Origin of the sequence: Imperialibacter sp. (assembly GCF_040222815.1) — a bacterium.
Lineage (GTDB): Bacteria > Bacteroidota > Bacteroidia > Cytophagales > Cyclobacteriaceae > Imperialibacter.
In genome coordinates this window covers 27,411-43,763 of record NZ_JAVKCH010000057.1, presented here as the reverse complement: position 1 = coordinate 43,763, position 16,353 = coordinate 27,411, and the positions used below count along the sequence as shown (strand labels likewise).

Annotated in this window: 17 protein-coding genes; 4 read left to right on the top strand and 13 right to left on the bottom strand. The window is 46.8% G+C overall.

Going from position 1 to position 16,353, the window contains the following annotated elements:
- Window positions 1-9: 9 nt before the first annotated feature.
- Both feoB and RIF36_RS26245 read right to left on the bottom strand, forming a co-directional pair.
- Entirely contained in the window at window positions 10-2,127 is a 2,118-nt protein-coding gene (gene feoB / locus RIF36_RS26250) for a ferrous iron transport protein B (protein ID WP_350127798.1), read from the bottom strand.
- 3 nt (window positions 2,128-2,130) lie between these two features.
- Entirely contained in the window at window positions 2,131-2,349 is a 219-nt protein-coding gene (locus tag RIF36_RS26245) for a FeoA family protein (protein ID WP_151997687.1), read from the bottom strand.
- A gap of 84 nt (window positions 2,350-2,433) precedes the next feature.
- On the opposite strand from RIF36_RS26245, the gene RIF36_RS26240 reads away from it, so the two are divergent.
- The gene (locus tag RIF36_RS26240) at window positions 2,434-2,598 is read left to right on the top strand and encodes a hypothetical protein (protein WP_350127795.1); all 165 of its coding nucleotides are present in this window, start codon (window positions 2,434-2,436) and stop codon (window positions 2,596-2,598) included.
- Between the two features lie 3 nt (window positions 2,599-2,601).
- Here RIF36_RS26240 and RIF36_RS26235 read toward each other — a convergent pair whose 3' ends face one another.
- The 3 genes from RIF36_RS26235 to RIF36_RS26225 are packed head-to-tail and all read right to left on the bottom strand — an operon-like array spanning window position 2,602 to window position 6,247.
- Window positions 2,602-5,079 (bottom strand): bifunctional UDP-N-acetylmuramoyl-tripeptide:D-alanyl-D-alanine ligase/alanine racemase, encoded by a 2,478-nt coding sequence (locus tag RIF36_RS26235; protein ID WP_350127792.1) that lies wholly within the window; start codon window positions 5,077-5,079, stop codon window positions 2,602-2,604.
- Complete coding sequence (locus RIF36_RS26230; RefSeq protein ID WP_350127789.1) at window positions 5,055-5,915, bottom strand: GNAT family N-acetyltransferase; 861 nt, start codon at window positions 5,913-5,915, stop codon at window positions 5,055-5,057. The genes RIF36_RS26235 and RIF36_RS26230 overlap by 25 nt, the downstream gene beginning before the upstream one ends.
- Window positions 5,915-6,247, bottom strand: a complete 333-nt coding sequence (locus RIF36_RS26225) for a tRNA-binding protein (RefSeq protein ID WP_350127786.1) — start codon at window positions 6,245-6,247, stop codon at window positions 5,915-5,917. The genes RIF36_RS26230 and RIF36_RS26225 overlap by 1 nt, the downstream gene beginning before the upstream one ends.
- A gap of 140 nt (window positions 6,248-6,387) precedes the next feature.
- Here RIF36_RS26225 and RIF36_RS26220 point away from each other — a divergent pair, with 140 nt between their 5' ends.
- Window positions 6,388-6,750 carry a hypothetical protein gene (locus tag RIF36_RS26220; protein WP_350127783.1) on the top strand — a complete coding sequence of 121 codons (363 nt, stop codon included), beginning with the start codon at window positions 6,388-6,390 and terminating at the stop codon, window positions 6,748-6,750.
- Window positions 6,751-6,796: 46 nt separating this feature from the next.
- Here RIF36_RS26220 and RIF36_RS26215 read toward each other — a convergent pair whose 3' ends face one another.
- The 5 genes from RIF36_RS26215 to RIF36_RS26195 all read right to left on the bottom strand — a co-directional run bounded on the left by RIF36_RS26215 (window position 6,797) and on the right by RIF36_RS26195 (window position 12,992).
- Window positions 6,797-7,363, bottom strand: coding sequence for a hypothetical protein (locus RIF36_RS26215; RefSeq protein ID WP_350127780.1), 567 nt, complete (start codon window positions 7,361-7,363; stop codon window positions 6,797-6,799).
- Between the two features lie 7 nt (window positions 7,364-7,370).
- Complete coding sequence (locus RIF36_RS26210) at window positions 7,371-9,647, bottom strand: TonB-dependent receptor (protein ID WP_350127777.1); 2,277 nt, start codon at window positions 9,645-9,647, stop codon at window positions 7,371-7,373.
- 152 nt (window positions 9,648-9,799) lie between these two features.
- A complete protein-coding gene (locus RIF36_RS26205; RefSeq protein ID WP_151997681.1) occupies window positions 9,800-10,531 on the bottom strand; it encodes a 1-(5-phosphoribosyl)-5-[(5-phosphoribosylamino)methylideneamino]imidazole-4-carboxamide isomerase in 732 nt (243 codons plus the stop codon).
- Window positions 10,532-10,684: 153 nt separating this feature from the next.
- Window positions 10,685-11,377, bottom strand: a complete 693-nt coding sequence (locus RIF36_RS26200; RefSeq protein WP_350073084.1) for a response regulator transcription factor — start codon at window positions 11,375-11,377, stop codon at window positions 10,685-10,687.
- Window positions 11,361-12,992, bottom strand: coding sequence for a sensor histidine kinase (locus RIF36_RS26195; protein ID WP_350073086.1), 1,632 nt, complete (start codon window positions 12,990-12,992; stop codon window positions 11,361-11,363). The genes RIF36_RS26200 and RIF36_RS26195 overlap by 17 nt, the downstream gene beginning before the upstream one ends.
- A 122-nt stretch (window positions 12,993-13,114) precedes the next feature.
- Between RIF36_RS26195 and RIF36_RS26190 the strand changes: the two genes are divergently transcribed.
- Together RIF36_RS26190 and RIF36_RS26185 are read left to right on the top strand one after the other, a co-directional pair.
- Window positions 13,115-14,074, top strand: a complete 960-nt coding sequence (locus RIF36_RS26190; protein ID WP_350127774.1) for a T9SS type A sorting domain-containing protein — start codon at window positions 13,115-13,117, stop codon at window positions 14,072-14,074.
- A gap of 11 nt (window positions 14,075-14,085) precedes the next feature.
- Window positions 14,086-14,445, top strand: a complete 360-nt coding sequence (locus RIF36_RS26185; protein WP_350127771.1) for a hypothetical protein — start codon at window positions 14,086-14,088, stop codon at window positions 14,443-14,445.
- Here the strand turns inward: RIF36_RS26185 and coaE are convergent.
- The 3 genes from coaE to yajC are packed head-to-tail and all read right to left on the bottom strand — an operon-like array spanning window position 14,420 to window position 16,345.
- Complete coding sequence (coaE, locus tag RIF36_RS26180; protein ID WP_350127768.1) at window positions 14,420-15,052, bottom strand: dephospho-CoA kinase; 633 nt, start codon at window positions 15,050-15,052, stop codon at window positions 14,420-14,422. The two genes, RIF36_RS26185 and coaE, sit on opposite strands and share 26 nt — an antisense overlap.
- On the bottom strand, window positions 15,039-15,998 hold the full coding sequence (locus RIF36_RS26175) for a YbbR-like domain-containing protein (RefSeq protein ID WP_350073094.1): 960 nt from the start codon (window positions 15,996-15,998) through the stop codon (window positions 15,039-15,041). Before RIF36_RS26175 ends, coaE begins: the two co-directional genes overlap by 14 nt.
- A 26-nt stretch (window positions 15,999-16,024) precedes the next feature.
- Window positions 16,025-16,345, bottom strand: a complete 321-nt coding sequence (gene yajC, locus RIF36_RS26170) for a preprotein translocase subunit YajC (protein WP_151997675.1) — start codon at window positions 16,343-16,345, stop codon at window positions 16,025-16,027.
- Window positions 16,346-16,353: the final 8 nt, after the last annotated feature.

Genomic DNA, 16,353 nt, shown 5'->3' with positions numbered 1-16,353 from the left:
GATTTGTTCCTACGACAACAAATTGTATACGGCCAAAGCGGACAAATAGGCCAACGCAGACATATAAATTAATTGAATGGCAGGCCATTTCCAGCCTTTGGTTTCCCTGTACACGATAGCAATGGTGCTCATGCATTGCATGGCGAACGCATAAAACACCAGTAGCGAGAAGGCAACAGCTGGGGTAAACATGGGCCCGCCGGTCTTTGGATTTTTTTCTTTTTCCAGTCTTTGCCTAATGGTTGTATTGTCTTCTCCTGCCGAGCCTACACTATATATGGTGGCAATTGTTCCTACGAACACTTCTCTGGCAGCAAACGAGGTAATAAGGGCAATGCCAATTTTCCAATCATAGCCCAGGGGAGCAATAACCGGTTCTGTTACCTTGCCCAGGTAGCCAGCATAGCTGTGCTCAAGCTTATAGGAGGCAACTCTGTCATTCATCTCCTCTTCCGAGAGATTCAGATGAGTGCTCTCTTTTTGTACGGTTTCTTCGGCATTAGTGAGAGCGTCGCCTGGTCCGTAGGAGGCAAGCACCCATAACACTATGGAAATTGCCAAAATCACTTTTCCCGCTTCGAAGACAAAAGTCTTTACTTTTTCAACGATGGTGATACCCACATTTTTCCATCTCGGCATTCTGTAAATCGGAAGCTCCATAAGAAAGAAGCTGCGTTCTTTCATTTTCATAATGAGCTTCATTACATAGGCGGAGAGCAAAGCAGCGATAAAGCCGAGCAAATACATTCCCATCAGGGCCACTCCCTGAAGACTGAAGAACCCGAGAACAGAGGTAGAAGGTACTACAAGGGCAATCAATATGGTGTAAACTGGCAGCCTTGCCGAGCAGCTCATCAGGGGCGTCACCATGATGGTCACGATCCTGTCTTTCCAGTTGTCGATGTTTCGGGTGGCCATCACTGCGGGAATAGCACAGGCAACTCCGGAAATCAAGGGAACCACACTTTTTCCATTCAGACCAAACTTTCTCATGATCTTATCCATGAGAAAAACTGCTCTCGCCATATAGCCTGATTCTTCAAGGATAGCGATGAAGGCAAACAGGAAGGCAATTTGGGGAATAAAGACAACTATGCCGCCAATGCCGGGTAAGATGCCTTCCGTGATTAGCCGATTGAGAATGCCGTCAGGCAGAACAGACCCTACAAAATCTGACAGCGCAGAAAAAGTCAAGTCTATAAAATCCATCATCGGTTCAGCCCAGGCAAAAATTGACTGAAACATAAGGAAAAGCACCAGAAAGAAGATAAGGTAGCCCCATACCTTGTGTGTCAAGACTCTGTCGAGCTTGTTCGAAAACTGGCGTTGTTCCTGGGTAGGCTTTCTGCTTAGCACCTTGGCAAGAATACCATCAATCATTGAGTAGCGCTCAAGCGTTTCATGAGCCTGAATAACTCTCACCTCAAGGTCGTGCTTCTGAATAATGTGCTTGGCAATCGATTCGCCGTCACCGTTGAGGCTCGGCAAAGTGGGGGAGTTGATCAGGTATTGGTATGCCTTGTAGTTGTGGTCCAGTCCCAGCTGTTTTTTTGTTTCCTCTATTGCTTCGGGGGCCAATGCCAGTACGTCGTAAAGCGGGGGTGTAACCGGGCCAAGAGGAATGGTTAGTGCATTTTTTAGTCTGTCGAGCCCGGCGCCCGTTCTGGCGTTGATTGAAACAACCGGAACCTCAAGCACCCTGCTTAGAGCAGTAGCGTTAATGTCCAGCCCTTTCTGGCTGGCCACGTCCATCATATTGAGGGCGAGAATGACCGGAATGCCGAGGTCGTGAACTTCAGTAAAAAGTAAAAGGTTTCTTTTCAGGTTGGAGGCATCGACAATGACTATGACGACATCAGGGTAGTCGGCCGCATTTTCATTAAGGAGCGTATCGACCACCACCTGCTCATCCATCGAACGAGGATAGATACTATAGGTGCCTGGCAAATCAAGCAAATCAATTACCTGGCCATTGGGCAATTGCGCCTGACCAGTCCTTTTATCTACAGTAACTCCCGGGAAATTGCCAATTTTTTGATTGAGGCCGGTGAGGTAGTTGAACAGAGAAGATTTACCCGCATTGGGATTTCCTACGAGCGCAACTTTAACTTTATGTGAATCGGGCATTCTTTAGAGGAGTGAAATCGTCGATGCCTCGTTCTTTCTCATGGATAGGTTATAGCCAGATACTTCTATGCAAACCGGATCACCAAAGGGGGCAATAATCTTCATAATAACTTCCGTACCAGGCAAAACACCCATCTCTAATAACTTTATGGAAAGCTCCTGATCAGAAAATCCTGTAACAGTTCCCCTTTCTCCCGGACGCATATCAGCTACTGTTCTCATCCTCTATTCTTATTTAGATTAGTTCAAAATTGCTAAATTTGTTTCGGTTTTCAAACCTGATTCTTGTCATTCATTCAAATTCTCATGAAAAAACGAAGAAAAGCGAAATCCGAAGGCCGAAATAAGGAAAATGACAGGCCAAAAGAGCTGACTTCTGTCAGGCCTGATAAAAATCAGGAAGCGGAGGAAGGGAATAAGTTTGGAGGCATTCCTGAACGGAATTTCAAGAAGAATTTTGGCTGTGGCTAGTTCTTAAAAGCTCAGATATTCCCTCTTTACCCGCTCAGACACGGAAGTAAGGATTTCATAGGGGATAGTCTGCGCCCATTCGGCTACCTCCTTTGTAGATGGATTTTCCCCAAATACAATTACCTCGTCGCCCTCCTGCACATCAACACCAGTAACATCCACCATGGTCATGTCCATGCAAACACTGCCAATAGTGGGCAGCAGTTGTCCGTTAATCAGCACCTTCCCCCTGCCATTTCCCAATGCCCTGGAATAACCGTCAGCGTAGCCAATAGCAATGGTAGCAACATCGGTTTCCTTATTGGTTTTGCCAGCCCTGCTGTAGCCAACAGTTTGTCCGGCTGTTAGCCGCCGTACCTGAGACACCACAGTCTTAAGAGTCGCCACCACGGTGAGCTTGCCTTGCTCTTCTTCCGTGGACTCGATGCCATGCAGGCCAATGCCTATTCTTACCATATCAAACTGATACGATTTGAATCGGCTGATACCTGCTGTGTTCACCAGATGGCGGATGGGTTTGTAGCCAAGGTGTTGGGACAACTGTTCGTAGCAATCAAGAAAGGTCCTGGCCTGAACATGAGTGAAGTCGTCAAAGGCGCTACTTTCGGAGCCAGCCAGATGAGAAAAAACAGAGGCTACTTTGATGTTTGGATATCGATTAAGCAGCTTCACAACAGCCTCTATTTCACTGGCAACGAAGCCGAGCCTGTGCATGCCAGTATCCACTTTAATATGAATAGGGGGAACGCTACTCTTGCCCTGTGACCACTCGCCATAGTTTTGCAATTGGGAGAGCGAAAAAATTTCCGGTTCCAGAGCATATGCAGGCAGTTTATCAAAGCTTTCTTCCGGCGCATTCATGACCATCACCGGAAGATGAACGCCCTGTTCACGTAGTAAAACACCTTCGTCGGGGTAAGCGACAGCCACATAGTCGGCCTTCAAGTATTGAAGTGTTCGTCCGATTTCACCGCTTCCGCTTCCGTAGGCGAATGCTTTCAGCATCACCATGGTTTTAACTCCCGGCTCAAGAATACTTTTGTAAAACTGAAAATTGTGCTGCAGCGCTTCCAGATTTACCTCCAGCACAGTTCTGTGGACTTTCGCTTGTAGCTTCTTTACAATCTCTTCAAACCGGAAACTACGTGCTCCTTTAATCAGTACTGTTTGCCCAGCGAATTGTTTTTCTTTTATCTGCTCCAGGAACACTTCTGTGGATACATAAGTCTCACAGGGCATCCTGAAAGCATCCCTATTGGCGGAGATAGTCGGGCCAATGGCAACTAATTTTGATACACCCTTGCTCATGAGCACATCGTTCACCTGCTGGTACAGCTCCTTTTCGTTTTCACCTGCCTGGAGTATATCGGAAAGAATAACAACAATCGGCTTGCCGTGGCTATGGGTAATAGCCAGGTCAAGAGCTGCTTCCAGTCCCTGAAAATCGTTGTTGTATGAGTCATCGACCAGCCGACTGCCAAAAACTCCTTCTTTCAGCGACAGCCGCATAGGGATGGCGGACAGCACTGATACCTGCCGGGCCAGGGGCTTCGGTTTGATTCCCATTTCGAGTGCAGCTACCACGGCATGACAAAGGTTTTCAACCGATTTGTCATCTGTAAAAGGCAGGTCAATCTCAACCTTGCCCATTTCCCACGCTAGCTTCAACTTGCTTCCAACTACACTGACGGTATACTTTGCACCCTTTCCCTGCCCCCAGCCTATTCGGGCTACTCCCGGCAATTCATTGCCCGACAGGAACCTGTCTATAGCGAAATGGTCTGTGCAATAGACTAACTTTTCGCATCCCTCAAACAGCTTCATTTTTTCAGCAAGCTTTTGCTCCCGGGATGTGAAAAGTGCGTCGTGAGCCGGTCCAATGTTGCTGATGATGCCAATGGTAGGCTGGATAATATTTTTAAGGCGAGCCATTTCACCTGGTTGTGAGATACCTGCCTCGAAAATTCCGGTTTCGTGGTGCTCGGCCAGCGGCCATACCGACAACGGCACTCCAACTTGCGAATTCCAGCTTTTTGGGCTTTTGACAACGGAAACACCGCTGGCCAATAGCTGATACAGGTATTCTTTCACAATGGTTTTTCCGTTGCTTCCGGTGATAGCTACTACAGGCAGGCTGAACTGACTTCTGTGGGCCGCCGCCAGCTCCTGCAATGTTTGCAGGGAGTCGCTTGTGAGAAAGAAAGAGGCGTTTTCAAAACGCTCAGTGTCCTTTGGCAGAGACTCCACCACAAACAGTCTCCAGCCTTTTTGATATGCCTCCCGGAGAAAAGAGTGACCGTCGTGGTTTGGCCCTTTAATAGCAAAATAAACGGCCCCCTCACCGGGAAATACTTTGCGTGAGTCGAGTGACAGCGACAGAATTGCTGAGGGGGTATCAGCACCGCTGATTTTGCCTTTACAAAGCTTTGGCAGGTCGGAAAATAGTATGTTTCTCCTCATAGCGTCAACTCCATTTCCCATTGATCTACCTGGTTTTCGAACCCCACGTTCAGCAAAAAACCTGCAATGTCTTTTGCTGCTTCAGGGATGTTAATCGCAGTCAGGTTCTTCTTTCCACTTTGAATATATGCTTCATAAACTAGTCGTGTGCCAATGCCCTTTCTTCTTAAGCTGGCATCAACAGCCATGCGTGTGATCCTTCCGGATTGAGCCTGAAAAATGATGTAACCAACCACCCTGCCGCCACTACGGCACTCCACGAAGGTCTCGGAGGCTGCATTGTATGCCAACTGATCGAACGTGTCGGAAAACGAAGTTTCCACGCTGTCCAGTTGCTGGTACAAATCTTTCCTGCTGAGGGAGCCACAGGCAATCAGAAACTCCTCTTGGTTTAGATTAGAAGGCTCAAGGATCTTGTTAAGCTTGTAGCAATTGTAAAAGCCCACTTTTCGGAAACCGATCTCTTCATAAACTTTGATAGCGACTTCATTGACAGTAATTACCTCGAGCACACATCTTTTTGCCTGCATGGCAGCTTTCTCCCGAAACGCCTGATACAATTGTCGGGTCAGGCGGTTGCCTCTGTGCCCGGGAATCACCCCTGTTCCGCCATTGTAGATACTGGTAATGCCTTTGTATTCGTTCAGGCTGTGAAATATAAAGCCGACCAGCTTCTCGCCTGAAAACGCCCCAAACGAGAGATCAAATCTAATATTGAGCTTGCCAAGCATCCTCTTTTTAAAAAGAGAATAGCTAAGCTGCATAGGGACGGGATATTCAGAGAACGCTTCCAAAAACGACCTGTGCATTTGTCTCAGGTCATTGTGCTGGAGCGGGCGAATTTCGTATTGACTCATTAATGCAACATTGCGCCATTGGGCACTTTTAGTTCGGGAGTGCAAAGTACAATATCACCTGATTCGTTAGCAAACCCGGTAACAAGTACTTCAGACATAAAATTCGCTATTTGCTTGGGAGGGAAGTTGGCAACACACACAATTTGTTTCCCAACCAAATCTTCCGGAGTATAAAGCGCTGTGATTTGAGCACTGGATTGTTTCACACCTAGCTCTGCGCCGAGGTCGATTTTAAGAATATAGGCGGGTTTTCGTGCCTTTGGAAATGGCAACACTTCCACAATGGTTCCAACTCTTATGTCTACCTTTTTAAAGTCACTCCAGTCAATCATGGTTTAGTAAATTATACGAAAGTCAAAAAAAATATGTTAAATCTAATATTAAGGGATGAAAGGTAAATGTTAGATGCACGCATTAGGAATCTTTAACAAAATTTTAGTATCTTGGTTTCCCTTTCAGGTCTAAAGCACATATGATTTATACCAAGAATATTTTCAGATCACTACTACTTGCAGGCTGTATATGCCTGCTTCCTTCTTTGGCGTCAGCATCTATAGAGGATGGGAGCGAAGACAAATCAAAAGACAATAAGGAGCAGTGCGATCAGGAAGATAAGGACAAGAAAGCTGCAGAGGCTGCTGTGGTAAAGGAAAAGCCCAAGGCTGTTAACTATACTGCTTCAAGCCAGAAGAGCCGTGAAATTGTGCCAGGTTTGAGTAACAAAGCTGATTCGTCTTCGGTGCTTTCTTATAACTTCATATTCTATCTGGTGTACAAGTTTAAGTACTCAGAATCGGAAGAAGAGTTTTCTCAGGAATCGAGAACTACAGACTAAAAATATAAAGGGCTTTTCAGCCCTTTTTTTTATCCCCGGAATCGCCTTATTGGATAGTGACATTGAAAGGAGGTGCTGTTTCAACGTCCGTTTCGCCTGCCGCATTGGTAGCATCGCCATCCCTTACACCCGCAGCAGTTTTGTTGGGCTCGTGTCTCAAAATCACAGTCAGCGTCCCTGAACCAGCCACTCCGGCAACAAAAGTATTTTGCAAACCAATAGGATAACCGTCAGCATCCTGATCATCGTATGTTGTTGTTAACGCAAGGCCATCGCCTGTGATAAAAAAGAACTGATGTTCGGTTCCTTCCTCACTCACCTCAGCTGAAATGTTGTCAGCGGGTGTGGTTGACTCATTGAGTAACTCTACCGACACAGCATAGGTTTTCCCAGCCTCCAGCGAGATGTCATCCACTGTTGGCAAGTTGGCTCCGTCTCCATCGGCGTCCTTCCATTCCGCCACGAAAGAGTTGGTGCCCTCAGTAAATGTGAGCCTGACGGTGGTGATAAGCTCTTCTTCATTTTCCTTAACTGGATCGGGGTCGTCGTTACAAGACCCAAAAAGCAACAATGTTGCAAAAAGAAAGCTGGAAGCAAATTGTGTTTTCATCATTGTTAAATTAAAATTTATAGTTAAACCTTATAGTGATCGTTCTTCCCAGTTCGTCGGCATAGTACCTGAACCGGTTTAGGTATTCTCTGTACGAAGTATTGAGTAGGTTAGTGCCCTCAAGATAAATTTCGTAGTCATTGCCAAACAGCTGTGATCCGTAGCCCACGTTGAGGCCAAATAGCTGATATCCCTTCGGCGGATCTACATAATCGACCCCGCTTGGGTAACGGTTTTGTCTGCGCACAAGGCTATGCGAGCCTGAAACAAAAAAAGTTTTCTTAGACTGGAACGGGTAGTTCCAGGTGACGCTGTTTTGGACACGGTCTCCGGGCATAAATATCAAAAAGTCGTCCTTCGAGACGTCCTTCGCACGGATAAGTGAACCCTTGAGGCTGTATTGCCACTGCTTGCTCAATTGAGCCGAAAGAGAAACATCTGTCCCTGCTATAAAGGCATCGGTTTGCACGTAAGAGTATACCGGAAAAGCTCCCCGGATAGTCAGCCGTGGTTCCGGCTGTGGCTGGAGATAGATGTAGTTGTCAATTTTCTGTGCATATATCGACACCTCGGCTGACCAAATGCCTTTGCGAATCAGCAGCTGGTTGACCCACTTCAGGGCCTGCTCAGTGTCAAGTTCCGTGTTGCCCTCCTCGATGGTGGCCGCACCGTGATGAAGCCCCTGGCTGTAGAGTTCGCTTACATTCGGTGGCCGCCAGGCTGTGCCAAGGTTGGAGGTAACCTTCCATCCATCTGCTGGCTTTAGCACCAAGCCTACTGATCCTGAGAAGTTGTTGAAATTGTATTTGGGTCGTATTACTTCGTTGTTCTCGTCAAAGGTAAATACCTGAAAGGCTCTATTGTCAAACCTTAGCCCGGCTTCTACCTCCCAGCGATTCTCCATCCACCTTTCGATTACAAACACGCCTGAGGTGGCACTGTTATAGTTGGGGATCAACGGCTCGATTCCTGTGCCAGGCACGTTCCTGTTTTCCTGGTAAATAAAGCTTCCGCCGATTTGCCCTCTAAGCTTCTGCCAGGCACGTTGTTCCCAAATAAGGTCGGTTGAGTGGGTGAGCAGATCCATGTGCAAGGCAGGCGTTTCTCCTCTTCCTCCACGCCTGATGTCAAATTCCTTGCGAATATTCCTTTGGTAGCCGTACACCAGTTTGATATCACCCAGGCGGCCTTTCTTCCCAAAAGTTGCCTTTGCCAAATCGTGACTTATCTCTTGCCTAGGGTTGTCGATTTTGTAGGAAAAGTCTTCTACAATAAGTGGCCTTTCGCTTTCAAAGGCAGCCTGGAGGTCGGTTAGGTTGCCAATGTGAGCGCTTCGTAAAATACCAAGCTCAGTGGTAAACTTGCTGTAATAGGCCTCCGCCAACCAGTCGTTCTTTTTGTATCCAATGGCTCCTGAAAAATCTGCCTCTTTTAAACCAGTATTGGTGAGCATGTAATCGGGTGCCCTGAAGTCGCCGGCACGACGCCCCGTCGCCTGTAGCCTCCATGCCACCGATTCAGCTTTGCCCAGCCCCCCCTGCAAGGTTGTCGATGCCGACCCCATTCTCCCGTTGTCGGCAGCCATCAGCCTAACGTTACCGTGGAGGTGCTTGTGCTCATAGGGCAAAGCCGGTGGTTCCACCACCACAATACCGCCAATAGCTTCCGGCCCGTAACGAACGGCGGCAGCACCTTTCACCACCGAAATTTGCGTGGCCATCATTGGGTCTATTTCGGGAGCGTGCTCAGTTCCCCATTGTTGACCTTCCTGCCGAAGGCCATTGTTAAGGATGAGGATTCTGTTGCTGTGAAGCCCGTTAATGATTGGCTTGGAAATGGTTGGGCCTGTTTTGAGACTTGAGACTCCGGGGAGCTCCTGCAAGCTTTCTCCAAGGGACTTTCCGCTGGCTCTGGCCAACTGGGTTTCGGATAAAGTTACTTCGGATTGCGTTTTGTCAGGCGAAATGGCTTCACCCTGCACAGTTACCTCGTCTATCAACACGTCATCTTCCTCCATCAACACGAAAAGTTCGTTTTGTAGCGGAAGCGTAATGGTCAGGTGTTTTTCCTTATAGCCCAGGTAATGAATGTCGGCGGTGAAGGTGCCTGCGCAGAGCCCTTTTATATTGAACCGTCCGTTTTCGTCAGTAGTAGTTCCTTTTTCGGGGCCTACTAACCAAATAGCAGCTATGGGCAGCGCCTCTTTAGTTGACATGTCGATGACCGTGCCCTGCAAAGTTAGGGCACAGGGCTGGGCCTGGGCTAAAGTGCCACTCGCCTTTGCCATAAACAACACACATGTAAACGCTAAGATTTTCTTGCTCAAGCCAGTTGAATCAACTTCTGTAAAGAACAAAAGTAGGGCTAGGGAATTCTAAATGCAACAGTGTTGCAAAAAAGAAATTCACTATTCTTTGAATGGTAAAGTTTGGTGATTTTTCAGACACTCTTTACCACCAGGCTTTCAATGTCTTTTAGTGTGATTTTGCCTTCATAGTAGGCTTTCCCGAATATGACACCATAAACACCGATGTCGGCCAGGCGCTTGATGTCATCAACATTGCGAACGCCGCCGCTGGCAAATATGTGGAGGTTGGGAAAGCGGGCTACCAGTTGTTCAAACAGTTCGAAAGACGGGCCCTCAAGCACCCCATCTCTTGAGATATCGGTAGTTTTAAGGTATTTGAGGCCGTTCTGGTAAAAGAAGTCAATATGCTCAAACAGGTCTATACTGGTATCTTTCAGCCAGCCACCTACCCGAATCTGCCCATTGAGCGAGTCGGCTCCAAGCGCAATCTTATTTCTGCCGTAGGACATCAGCCATGACGTGAAAAGCTCCGGCTTATAAACGGCCATGGTGGCTGAAGTAATACTGTCTGCACCGAACTCTATCAGCTTCAAAATATCACCATCGGTGTGAACACCACCTGCGTAATTGATTTTAAGCTTGGTGTGTCCGGCCATCGCCTCCAGCACATGGTAGTTAACGGGACTGCCCTTTTTTGACCCCTCAAGATCCACCAGGTACACCCTTTCGATGCCATGTTGTTCAAACTGCATTGCAACATCCAAAGGAGGCTCATCATAAATGGTCTCACTGGAAAAGTCTCCTTTGGTAAGGCGCACCGACTTTCCCTTCATCACTGTTATGGATGGTACAAGCTGTATCATATAAATAAATTGTTGAGCCCGTGAAAATAGTAAACTTTAGCCGTAGAGACCCTCGCCTGTGATTATATTTTCCAGAATTCGGTTAGGTACCAAAGCCCCGAGAAATGTTTGTCCAGCAAGGCCAAGCTTTAATCTGATAAGAAAATACAAAATCTATTTGAGCTCCACAAGTTTGAACCCCTGGCCGTGCACGGTGAGAATTCTGAGGCGTTCATCTTCTTTCAGGTATTTGCGGAGCTTGGCAATGTATACATCCATGCTTCTGGCGTTAAAGTAGCTGTCATCGTGCCAGATTTTCAAAAGCGCCTCTGCCCTGTCAACGGTTTTGTTGAGGTTTTGGCAGAACAAAAGAAGAAGGGCATTTTCTTTTGATGTGAGCTTTATTTCTTCAGTTGGACTTTTTAGCAAATTAAGGTGAGCATCAAAATAAAGGCTGCCGATTTCGAATTGAAGGGTCGCTTCCCCGCCACTGCCATTGGTTCTTCTAAATATCGCCTTCATTCTTAAAAGGAGCTCTTCCATTGAAAACGGCTTGGTTAAATAATCGTCGGCACCAATTTTCAAGCCTTCAATGGTATCATCTTTCATCGATTTGGCCGTGAGGAAGATGATGGGAATGGTTTTGCTTTTCTCTCGTATTTCTCTGGCAAGGGTGAAGCCATCCTTCTTAGGCATCATCACATCAAGAATGCACATATCGAAGCTATTGCGGGCAAAGGTGGTAAATCCAGCCTCTCCGTCAGTACAGAGAGTTGGTTCGTAGCCTTTTACTTCCAGATATTCCCGTAAGATCTGGCCCAAATTCGGATCATCTTCAACGATTAATAATTTAGGCTTCATTTCCATAGGGTAGATGTATTTCGAATGTACTTCCTTTTTTGAGTTCACTTTTTACTTCGATTGTGCCTCCATGCGCCTCTACCATGGTTTTTACGTAGGCAAGCCCGAGACCAAAGCCTTTAACATCGTGTAGGTTGCCTGTAGGCACCCGGTAAAACCGGTCAAATATCTTCTGAGCAGACTCCTTGCTCATCCCCAGCCCATGGTCTTCCACCGTGATGACAATCCCATTTTTGCTATTAGAAGTTTTAACCAGAATTTCTGGATCTTCGGGCGAATACTTATTGGCGTTGTCGAGCAGGTTGTGTATGATATTAGTTAAGTGCATTTGATCCCCGAGTATTTTGGCCGGATTGGCTCTCATCTCGGTGGTGATTGTTCCATTTCGTTTTTGCACCTGAAGCACCACATTGTCAATGGCCTTTTCGATCAGGTCATTGATGTCTACGCTCTCCAGTTTAAGCTTGAAATCTTTTCGGTCGAGTGCGGCCATTTGGAGCACTTTTTCCACCTGAAGGCCGAGGCGTTTGTTCTCCTCAGAAATAATTTTGAGATAGCGTTTTTGAAAGGTTGGCTGAACGGCCACCTGCTCATCCTGTAGCGCTTCGCAAGCCAGGGCGACCGTAGAGATCGGTGTTTTGAACTCATGGGTCATGTTGTTTATGAAGTCGTTTTTTATCTCCGATATTTTCTTTTGCTTGATGATGGTTTGCACGGCATAGCCAAAGCAAAAGATGATGGTGACCAAAAGCACGGCTGAGGAGGCCATGCTGGTCCAAATCTTCTGAAGCAAAAACGATTTTTGATTGGGGAAGCTTATCAAAAGAGTGCTGCCCTCACCCAGCAAGTCGTTGGGGAACAGACTGGCCCTGAATTCCGTGTGCCGCCTTGTTTTTGGTTGGTAGTTGGTGGAGGCCAAAACAATCTTGCCTGACTCCTCATCGACAATGCTGTAGTCGTACTCTGTGTTAATGCCCTTATTTTCAAGTTCCGATGCCAGCAGAGAATCAAGCTGGTGAGGGTCAATCCTGTTGGAGATGGTGGGCTTCTCAAAAAGCAGCTCGTGCAGCGCCACCTGGATCATTTCAGTTTTTTGTGCCGCCTTTTGTATTGTTTTCTTGTACTGCCCTACGGCAAAATGCGTTGAGTCGCCGATTTCTGAAGTAAATGTGAAACCACTGAATCCGTCGCCGGGTGATGATGGCACCACGAGAACTGACGTGTCCTGAACAACATAGATATTATCGCCTTCATTTGATTCGAATTGGTACTGCACACCATAAGGGAGTTTTTTTATCTTTTGAGAAGCTTCAACCGGTTCTTCTCCACTTTTCACTTCCCATTTTTTATAGGTGCTCTCAATATATCTGACATTGCCCGGGGCCATGGGCGTGACACTTCTGAACTTGATATTGGAATTGAAATTGTCGAAAGCCACGAGCATGGCCTCTTGCCTTTCCAGCTTATCCACGGCGTTGGTCAGGGCTGTTTGTACATCCTTTCGGAAGCGCTCCTGGTTCACCTCAATCACAGCATCAATCCAGTAAAGCTGGAAGGCTACCAGCCCCATAAGGGCTACGCTCATTAGCGCTATGATCCAACGAAGGGTGTTCTTACTCATGCTCCAAATTTACGCTCAAGATACCTAACTGGTTCGCTTTTAACCTTTTTTAACAACAATTAACCATGCTTTAACATCCCCGCTTTGCTCATCGGAGTACATTTGGTTAAACACTACGAACTATGAAAACTATGACATTAACAAAAAGAATAAGGCTTTTGCTCCCGGTCTTCGTATTGTTGGCTGGTGGCGCTTTGGCCCAAAAGCAAACCACTATTGAACGGTCAAAAGACAAAAGGATCCATGTGGAGTTGCGGACTGATGAAGACGGAAGCACCAAAACTTTCAAGAAGGAATATAAGACCAGAGAGGAGATGCTGGCTGACGACGAGCTCAAAGCTTTTCTGGATGAGAATGAGCTGGATGTGCAGTTTTACGGTAATGGAAAAGAGGAAGGCGGTTTGCATACCATCATTCTGGATCAGTCTCCGGGTGTAAAAGAGCGAATACACATTCTCTCGGACTCCGACTCATTAAAGTCTTTCTTTTTCGATGGCTCGGGAACGTTTCAGTTCAATGGGACGGATGGAGCGCAATCATATGTTTTTAGGGCCCCCAAAGACTCTGAAGATGCAGTTTGGATGTTTGGAGGGATGGATAGCCTCTTCAGTACGAAGTTAACCCCATTTGATATCGACTCGTTGAGGGAAGTTTTCGGACAGCGGCTCGAAATGGGTGGTAACAATGGTTACTTCTTCGAATGGAATAGTGAAGACGGCGACAAGCATGGGTCGACAATAGTGCTGCGGAAGAAAATAACGATTTCAAAAATAGAGGACAACGAAGCTTCGCTTGACCAGCTCTCGTCCAAAAAAATGGAGAAGCTCGAACCGCTGGACCTGAACTATTACCCTAATCCGAGTCATGGCCATTTCACATTAAAGATGTCGCTCAGGTCAACTGATCCGTTGCAGGTGTCTATTGTGGATCTAAGCGGGAAAACTATTTACGAAGAGGAAATCAAGACTTTCGATGGCAGGTACTCAAAGGAGTTTAACCTGACTGACCAGCCAGCGGGCATTTATCTGCTTCAGGTAGTGCAGGGAAAAAGCAGGCTTGTTAGAAAAATAATGATCAATTAATAATTGCACGTATGTTTCAGAGAAAGGCAACGGGGCATTGCTTCGGTGTTTTTTATTTGGCGAAGTCCATTTCACTTTACCTGATTTTTTGTGATATTCAGGCATCTGTAAATCGAATAACTGGTTTGAAAAGCTTCGATCAATTGTCACTCAATCAAAAAATCAACAAACTGTATGTTGAGGGAGAATTCCTGTTTGCGATCAGGTACTATGGACACAAAGTGAACCTTTATCAATTGGGTTCTCAGCTTTTCGAGGTTTTCTACAACCACAAGTATGACAGGATCGATAAGATTGAACCCTTTGACGACAAAAGCACCAGAATAAAGTTCTACGCTGACCAGATCAAGCTTCCTTTGCAGCTCTTTTAGCAGCAGTGGTCAGTAGCGTTTCGTGCAGTGCCACTACCTCAGGCACCAAAAGTTCCTGCTCGTTATTGTTGAGTATGTAGTCGGCCAGCTTTTTCTTCTCCTCGTCTTTGAGCTGATTCCCGATGATATCCCTCACCTGCTTTTGACTACGCTGGGGATCCCGTGCCAGTACCCGACTGACTCTGAGTTCTTCCGGTGCGGTGACAAGCACGACACTGTCCAGCGAGTTGTTTGAACCGGTTTCAAACAGCAATGCCGCTTCTTTGATGACGTATGGCTGACTACTTTGAACAGCCACCCAGGAAGCAAAATCCCGCCCGACAGCGGGATGCACCAGGCTATTGAGTGTTTCCAATTTGGAAGGATTTGAGAAGACTTCTTTTGCCAAAAAGTTCCTATTGAGGTTTTTATTGTCAAGGTAGGCCTCTTCTCCGAAAGCTGCCCTTATGCCCTCAACAAGCACGATGTCTTCCACCATCAAAGACTTTGCTCTGTCGTCGGAATTGTAAACGGGCACACCAAGCACTTCGAATATTTTGCAGACGGTGGACTTGCCGGAGCCAATGCCGCCGGTGACGCCAACAAGCATGGGTTTACTGGTTGGCATGGCCGACCTTAAGTTTTTCGGGGAGCAGCTGAAGTTCGAGCACTTCCGTCGGTCTGAACAGGACAACAGGGGTGATGGTGGAGTCTTCGCTGTTGTACATTTTGAAATCGGCAGCAATAGAGAATGCTGAGTCGCTAACCTGGCTGGCAAGATCGCCCTTGATGGTGTAGAAGACGTAGGTGACAGTGTCAGCCAGGTAAGGCACTTTGCCCCGGTATCTGTTTGGGAAGTTAACAGGCTGAATTTCTACCAGCAGGGAGTCTCTTATGAATTCTTCGGCTCTGAACTTAACAGTCACTGACTTGGGAGTCGAGCTCATCAGCCGATTGTCAGTCAGGGGCACGGCCAGCGAACGCTCAAAATCACCAGCGATGTCGCTGCGGTCAAACTCCAGCAGCCAGGTGGACGGAAAGCGGTTCATAAGGCTTGACGGGCCCTCTATCAGCACGCTGTCTGGTTCGTAAGTAATTGGGCTGGTAAGTCTGTAGTTTGTTGCGAGTGGAATGGTCAGGCTATCCACCACGGCCATTACCATTTTCTGAATTTTGGGCTCGACAGAAATAAAAAGTGTGTCTGTCACCACCCTGTTAAGGTCAATGTCAGTCAGCTGGTCTTTTATGATGTCGTAGAGGGAGTTTCTGGTGAGAAACTTTATCTCGGTGGGGTTGTCGAGTTGAATAACCAACGGGTCAACGTTGAACCAAAAAGTTTTACGCAAGAGGTTCCAGCCCCCACTGGCCACGTCAATACGCACTTCATCCGGAAGTGGCTTAACAATTACGACACTATCACGTGGAAAATCGAAGGCAATAGGGTAGCTAAGCCTGGCCTCGTAGTTTTTGTTGAGGGAGTTAAAAAACCAAAAGGTAGTAGCGGCTAAAACTGCCAATACTACTACCTTCCAATTTTCTCCAATCTTAAATGTAAAGACTTTTTTGTTTGCCATTCTAGCAGGCAATATTTGAGGTTTCCTTATGAGGCTGCCGCTGCCGGCGTCGCATATTTTTTGCTGGCATCCAGCGAAATAGCGGCCTTTTCGAATTTGATCTTCAGCCCCTTATCAACCTCAAGAACAATCGTGTCACCTTCAACTGCTGCTATTTTTCCGTGGATTCCCCCGGTGGTCACAACAGTATCACCTTTTTTAATTTCATCAATAAACTTGCGTTGCTCTTTCTGCTTTTTTTGTTGAGGCCTGATGAAAAAAAGCCAAAATATCAGGATCATGCCACCCAGCATAACAAACTGCATGTAGCCCCCACCTGAACTTGCCTGTGCTAAAATCAAATGCATTCTTATGT

Coding starts and splice junctions, on each gene's coding strand:
- feoB (WP_350127798.1), bottom strand. CDS start 2,127: ATGCCCGATTCACATAAAGTTAAAGTTGCGCTCGTAGGAAATCCCAAT.
- RIF36_RS26245 (WP_151997687.1), bottom strand. CDS start 2,349: ATGAGAACAGTAGCTGATATGCGTCCGGGAGAAAGGGGAACTGTTACA.
- RIF36_RS26240 (WP_350127795.1), top strand. CDS start 2,434: ATGAAAAAACGAAGAAAAGCGAAATCCGAAGGCCGAAATAAGGAAAAT.
- RIF36_RS26235 (WP_350127792.1), bottom strand. CDS start 5,079: ATGGGAAATGGAGTTGACGCTATGAGGAGAAACATACTATTTTCCGAC.
- RIF36_RS26230 (WP_350127789.1), bottom strand. CDS start 5,915: ATGAGTCAATACGAAATTCGCCCGCTCCAGCACAATGACCTGAGACAA.
- RIF36_RS26225 (WP_350127786.1), bottom strand. CDS start 6,247: ATGATTGACTGGAGTGACTTTAAAAAGGTAGACATAAGAGTTGGAACC.
- RIF36_RS26220 (WP_350127783.1), top strand. CDS start 6,388: ATGATTTATACCAAGAATATTTTCAGATCACTACTACTTGCAGGCTGT.
- RIF36_RS26215 (WP_350127780.1), bottom strand. CDS start 7,363: ATGATGAAAACACAATTTGCTTCCAGCTTTCTTTTTGCAACATTGTTG.
- RIF36_RS26210 (WP_350127777.1), bottom strand. CDS start 9,647: ATGGCAAAGGCGAGTGGCACTTTAGCCCAGGCCCAGCCCTGTGCCCTA.
- RIF36_RS26205 (WP_151997681.1), bottom strand. CDS start 10,531: ATGATACAGCTTGTACCATCCATAACAGTGATGAAGGGAAAGTCGGTG.
- RIF36_RS26200 (WP_350073084.1), bottom strand. CDS start 11,377: ATGGAAATGAAGCCTAAATTATTAATCGTTGAAGATGATCCGAATTTG.
- RIF36_RS26195 (WP_350073086.1), bottom strand. CDS start 12,992: ATGAGTAAGAACACCCTTCGTTGGATCATAGCGCTAATGAGCGTAGCC.
- RIF36_RS26190 (WP_350127774.1), top strand. CDS start 13,115: ATGAAAACTATGACATTAACAAAAAGAATAAGGCTTTTGCTCCCGGTC.
- RIF36_RS26185 (WP_350127771.1), top strand. CDS start 14,086: ATGTTTCAGAGAAAGGCAACGGGGCATTGCTTCGGTGTTTTTTATTTG.
- coaE (WP_350127768.1), bottom strand. CDS start 15,052: ATGCCAACCAGTAAACCCATGCTTGTTGGCGTCACCGGCGGCATTGGC.
- RIF36_RS26175 (WP_350073094.1), bottom strand. CDS start 15,998: ATGGCAAACAAAAAAGTCTTTACATTTAAGATTGGAGAAAATTGGAAG.
- yajC (WP_151997675.1), bottom strand. CDS start 16,345: ATGCATTTGATTTTAGCACAGGCAAGTTCAGGTGGGGGCTACATGCAG.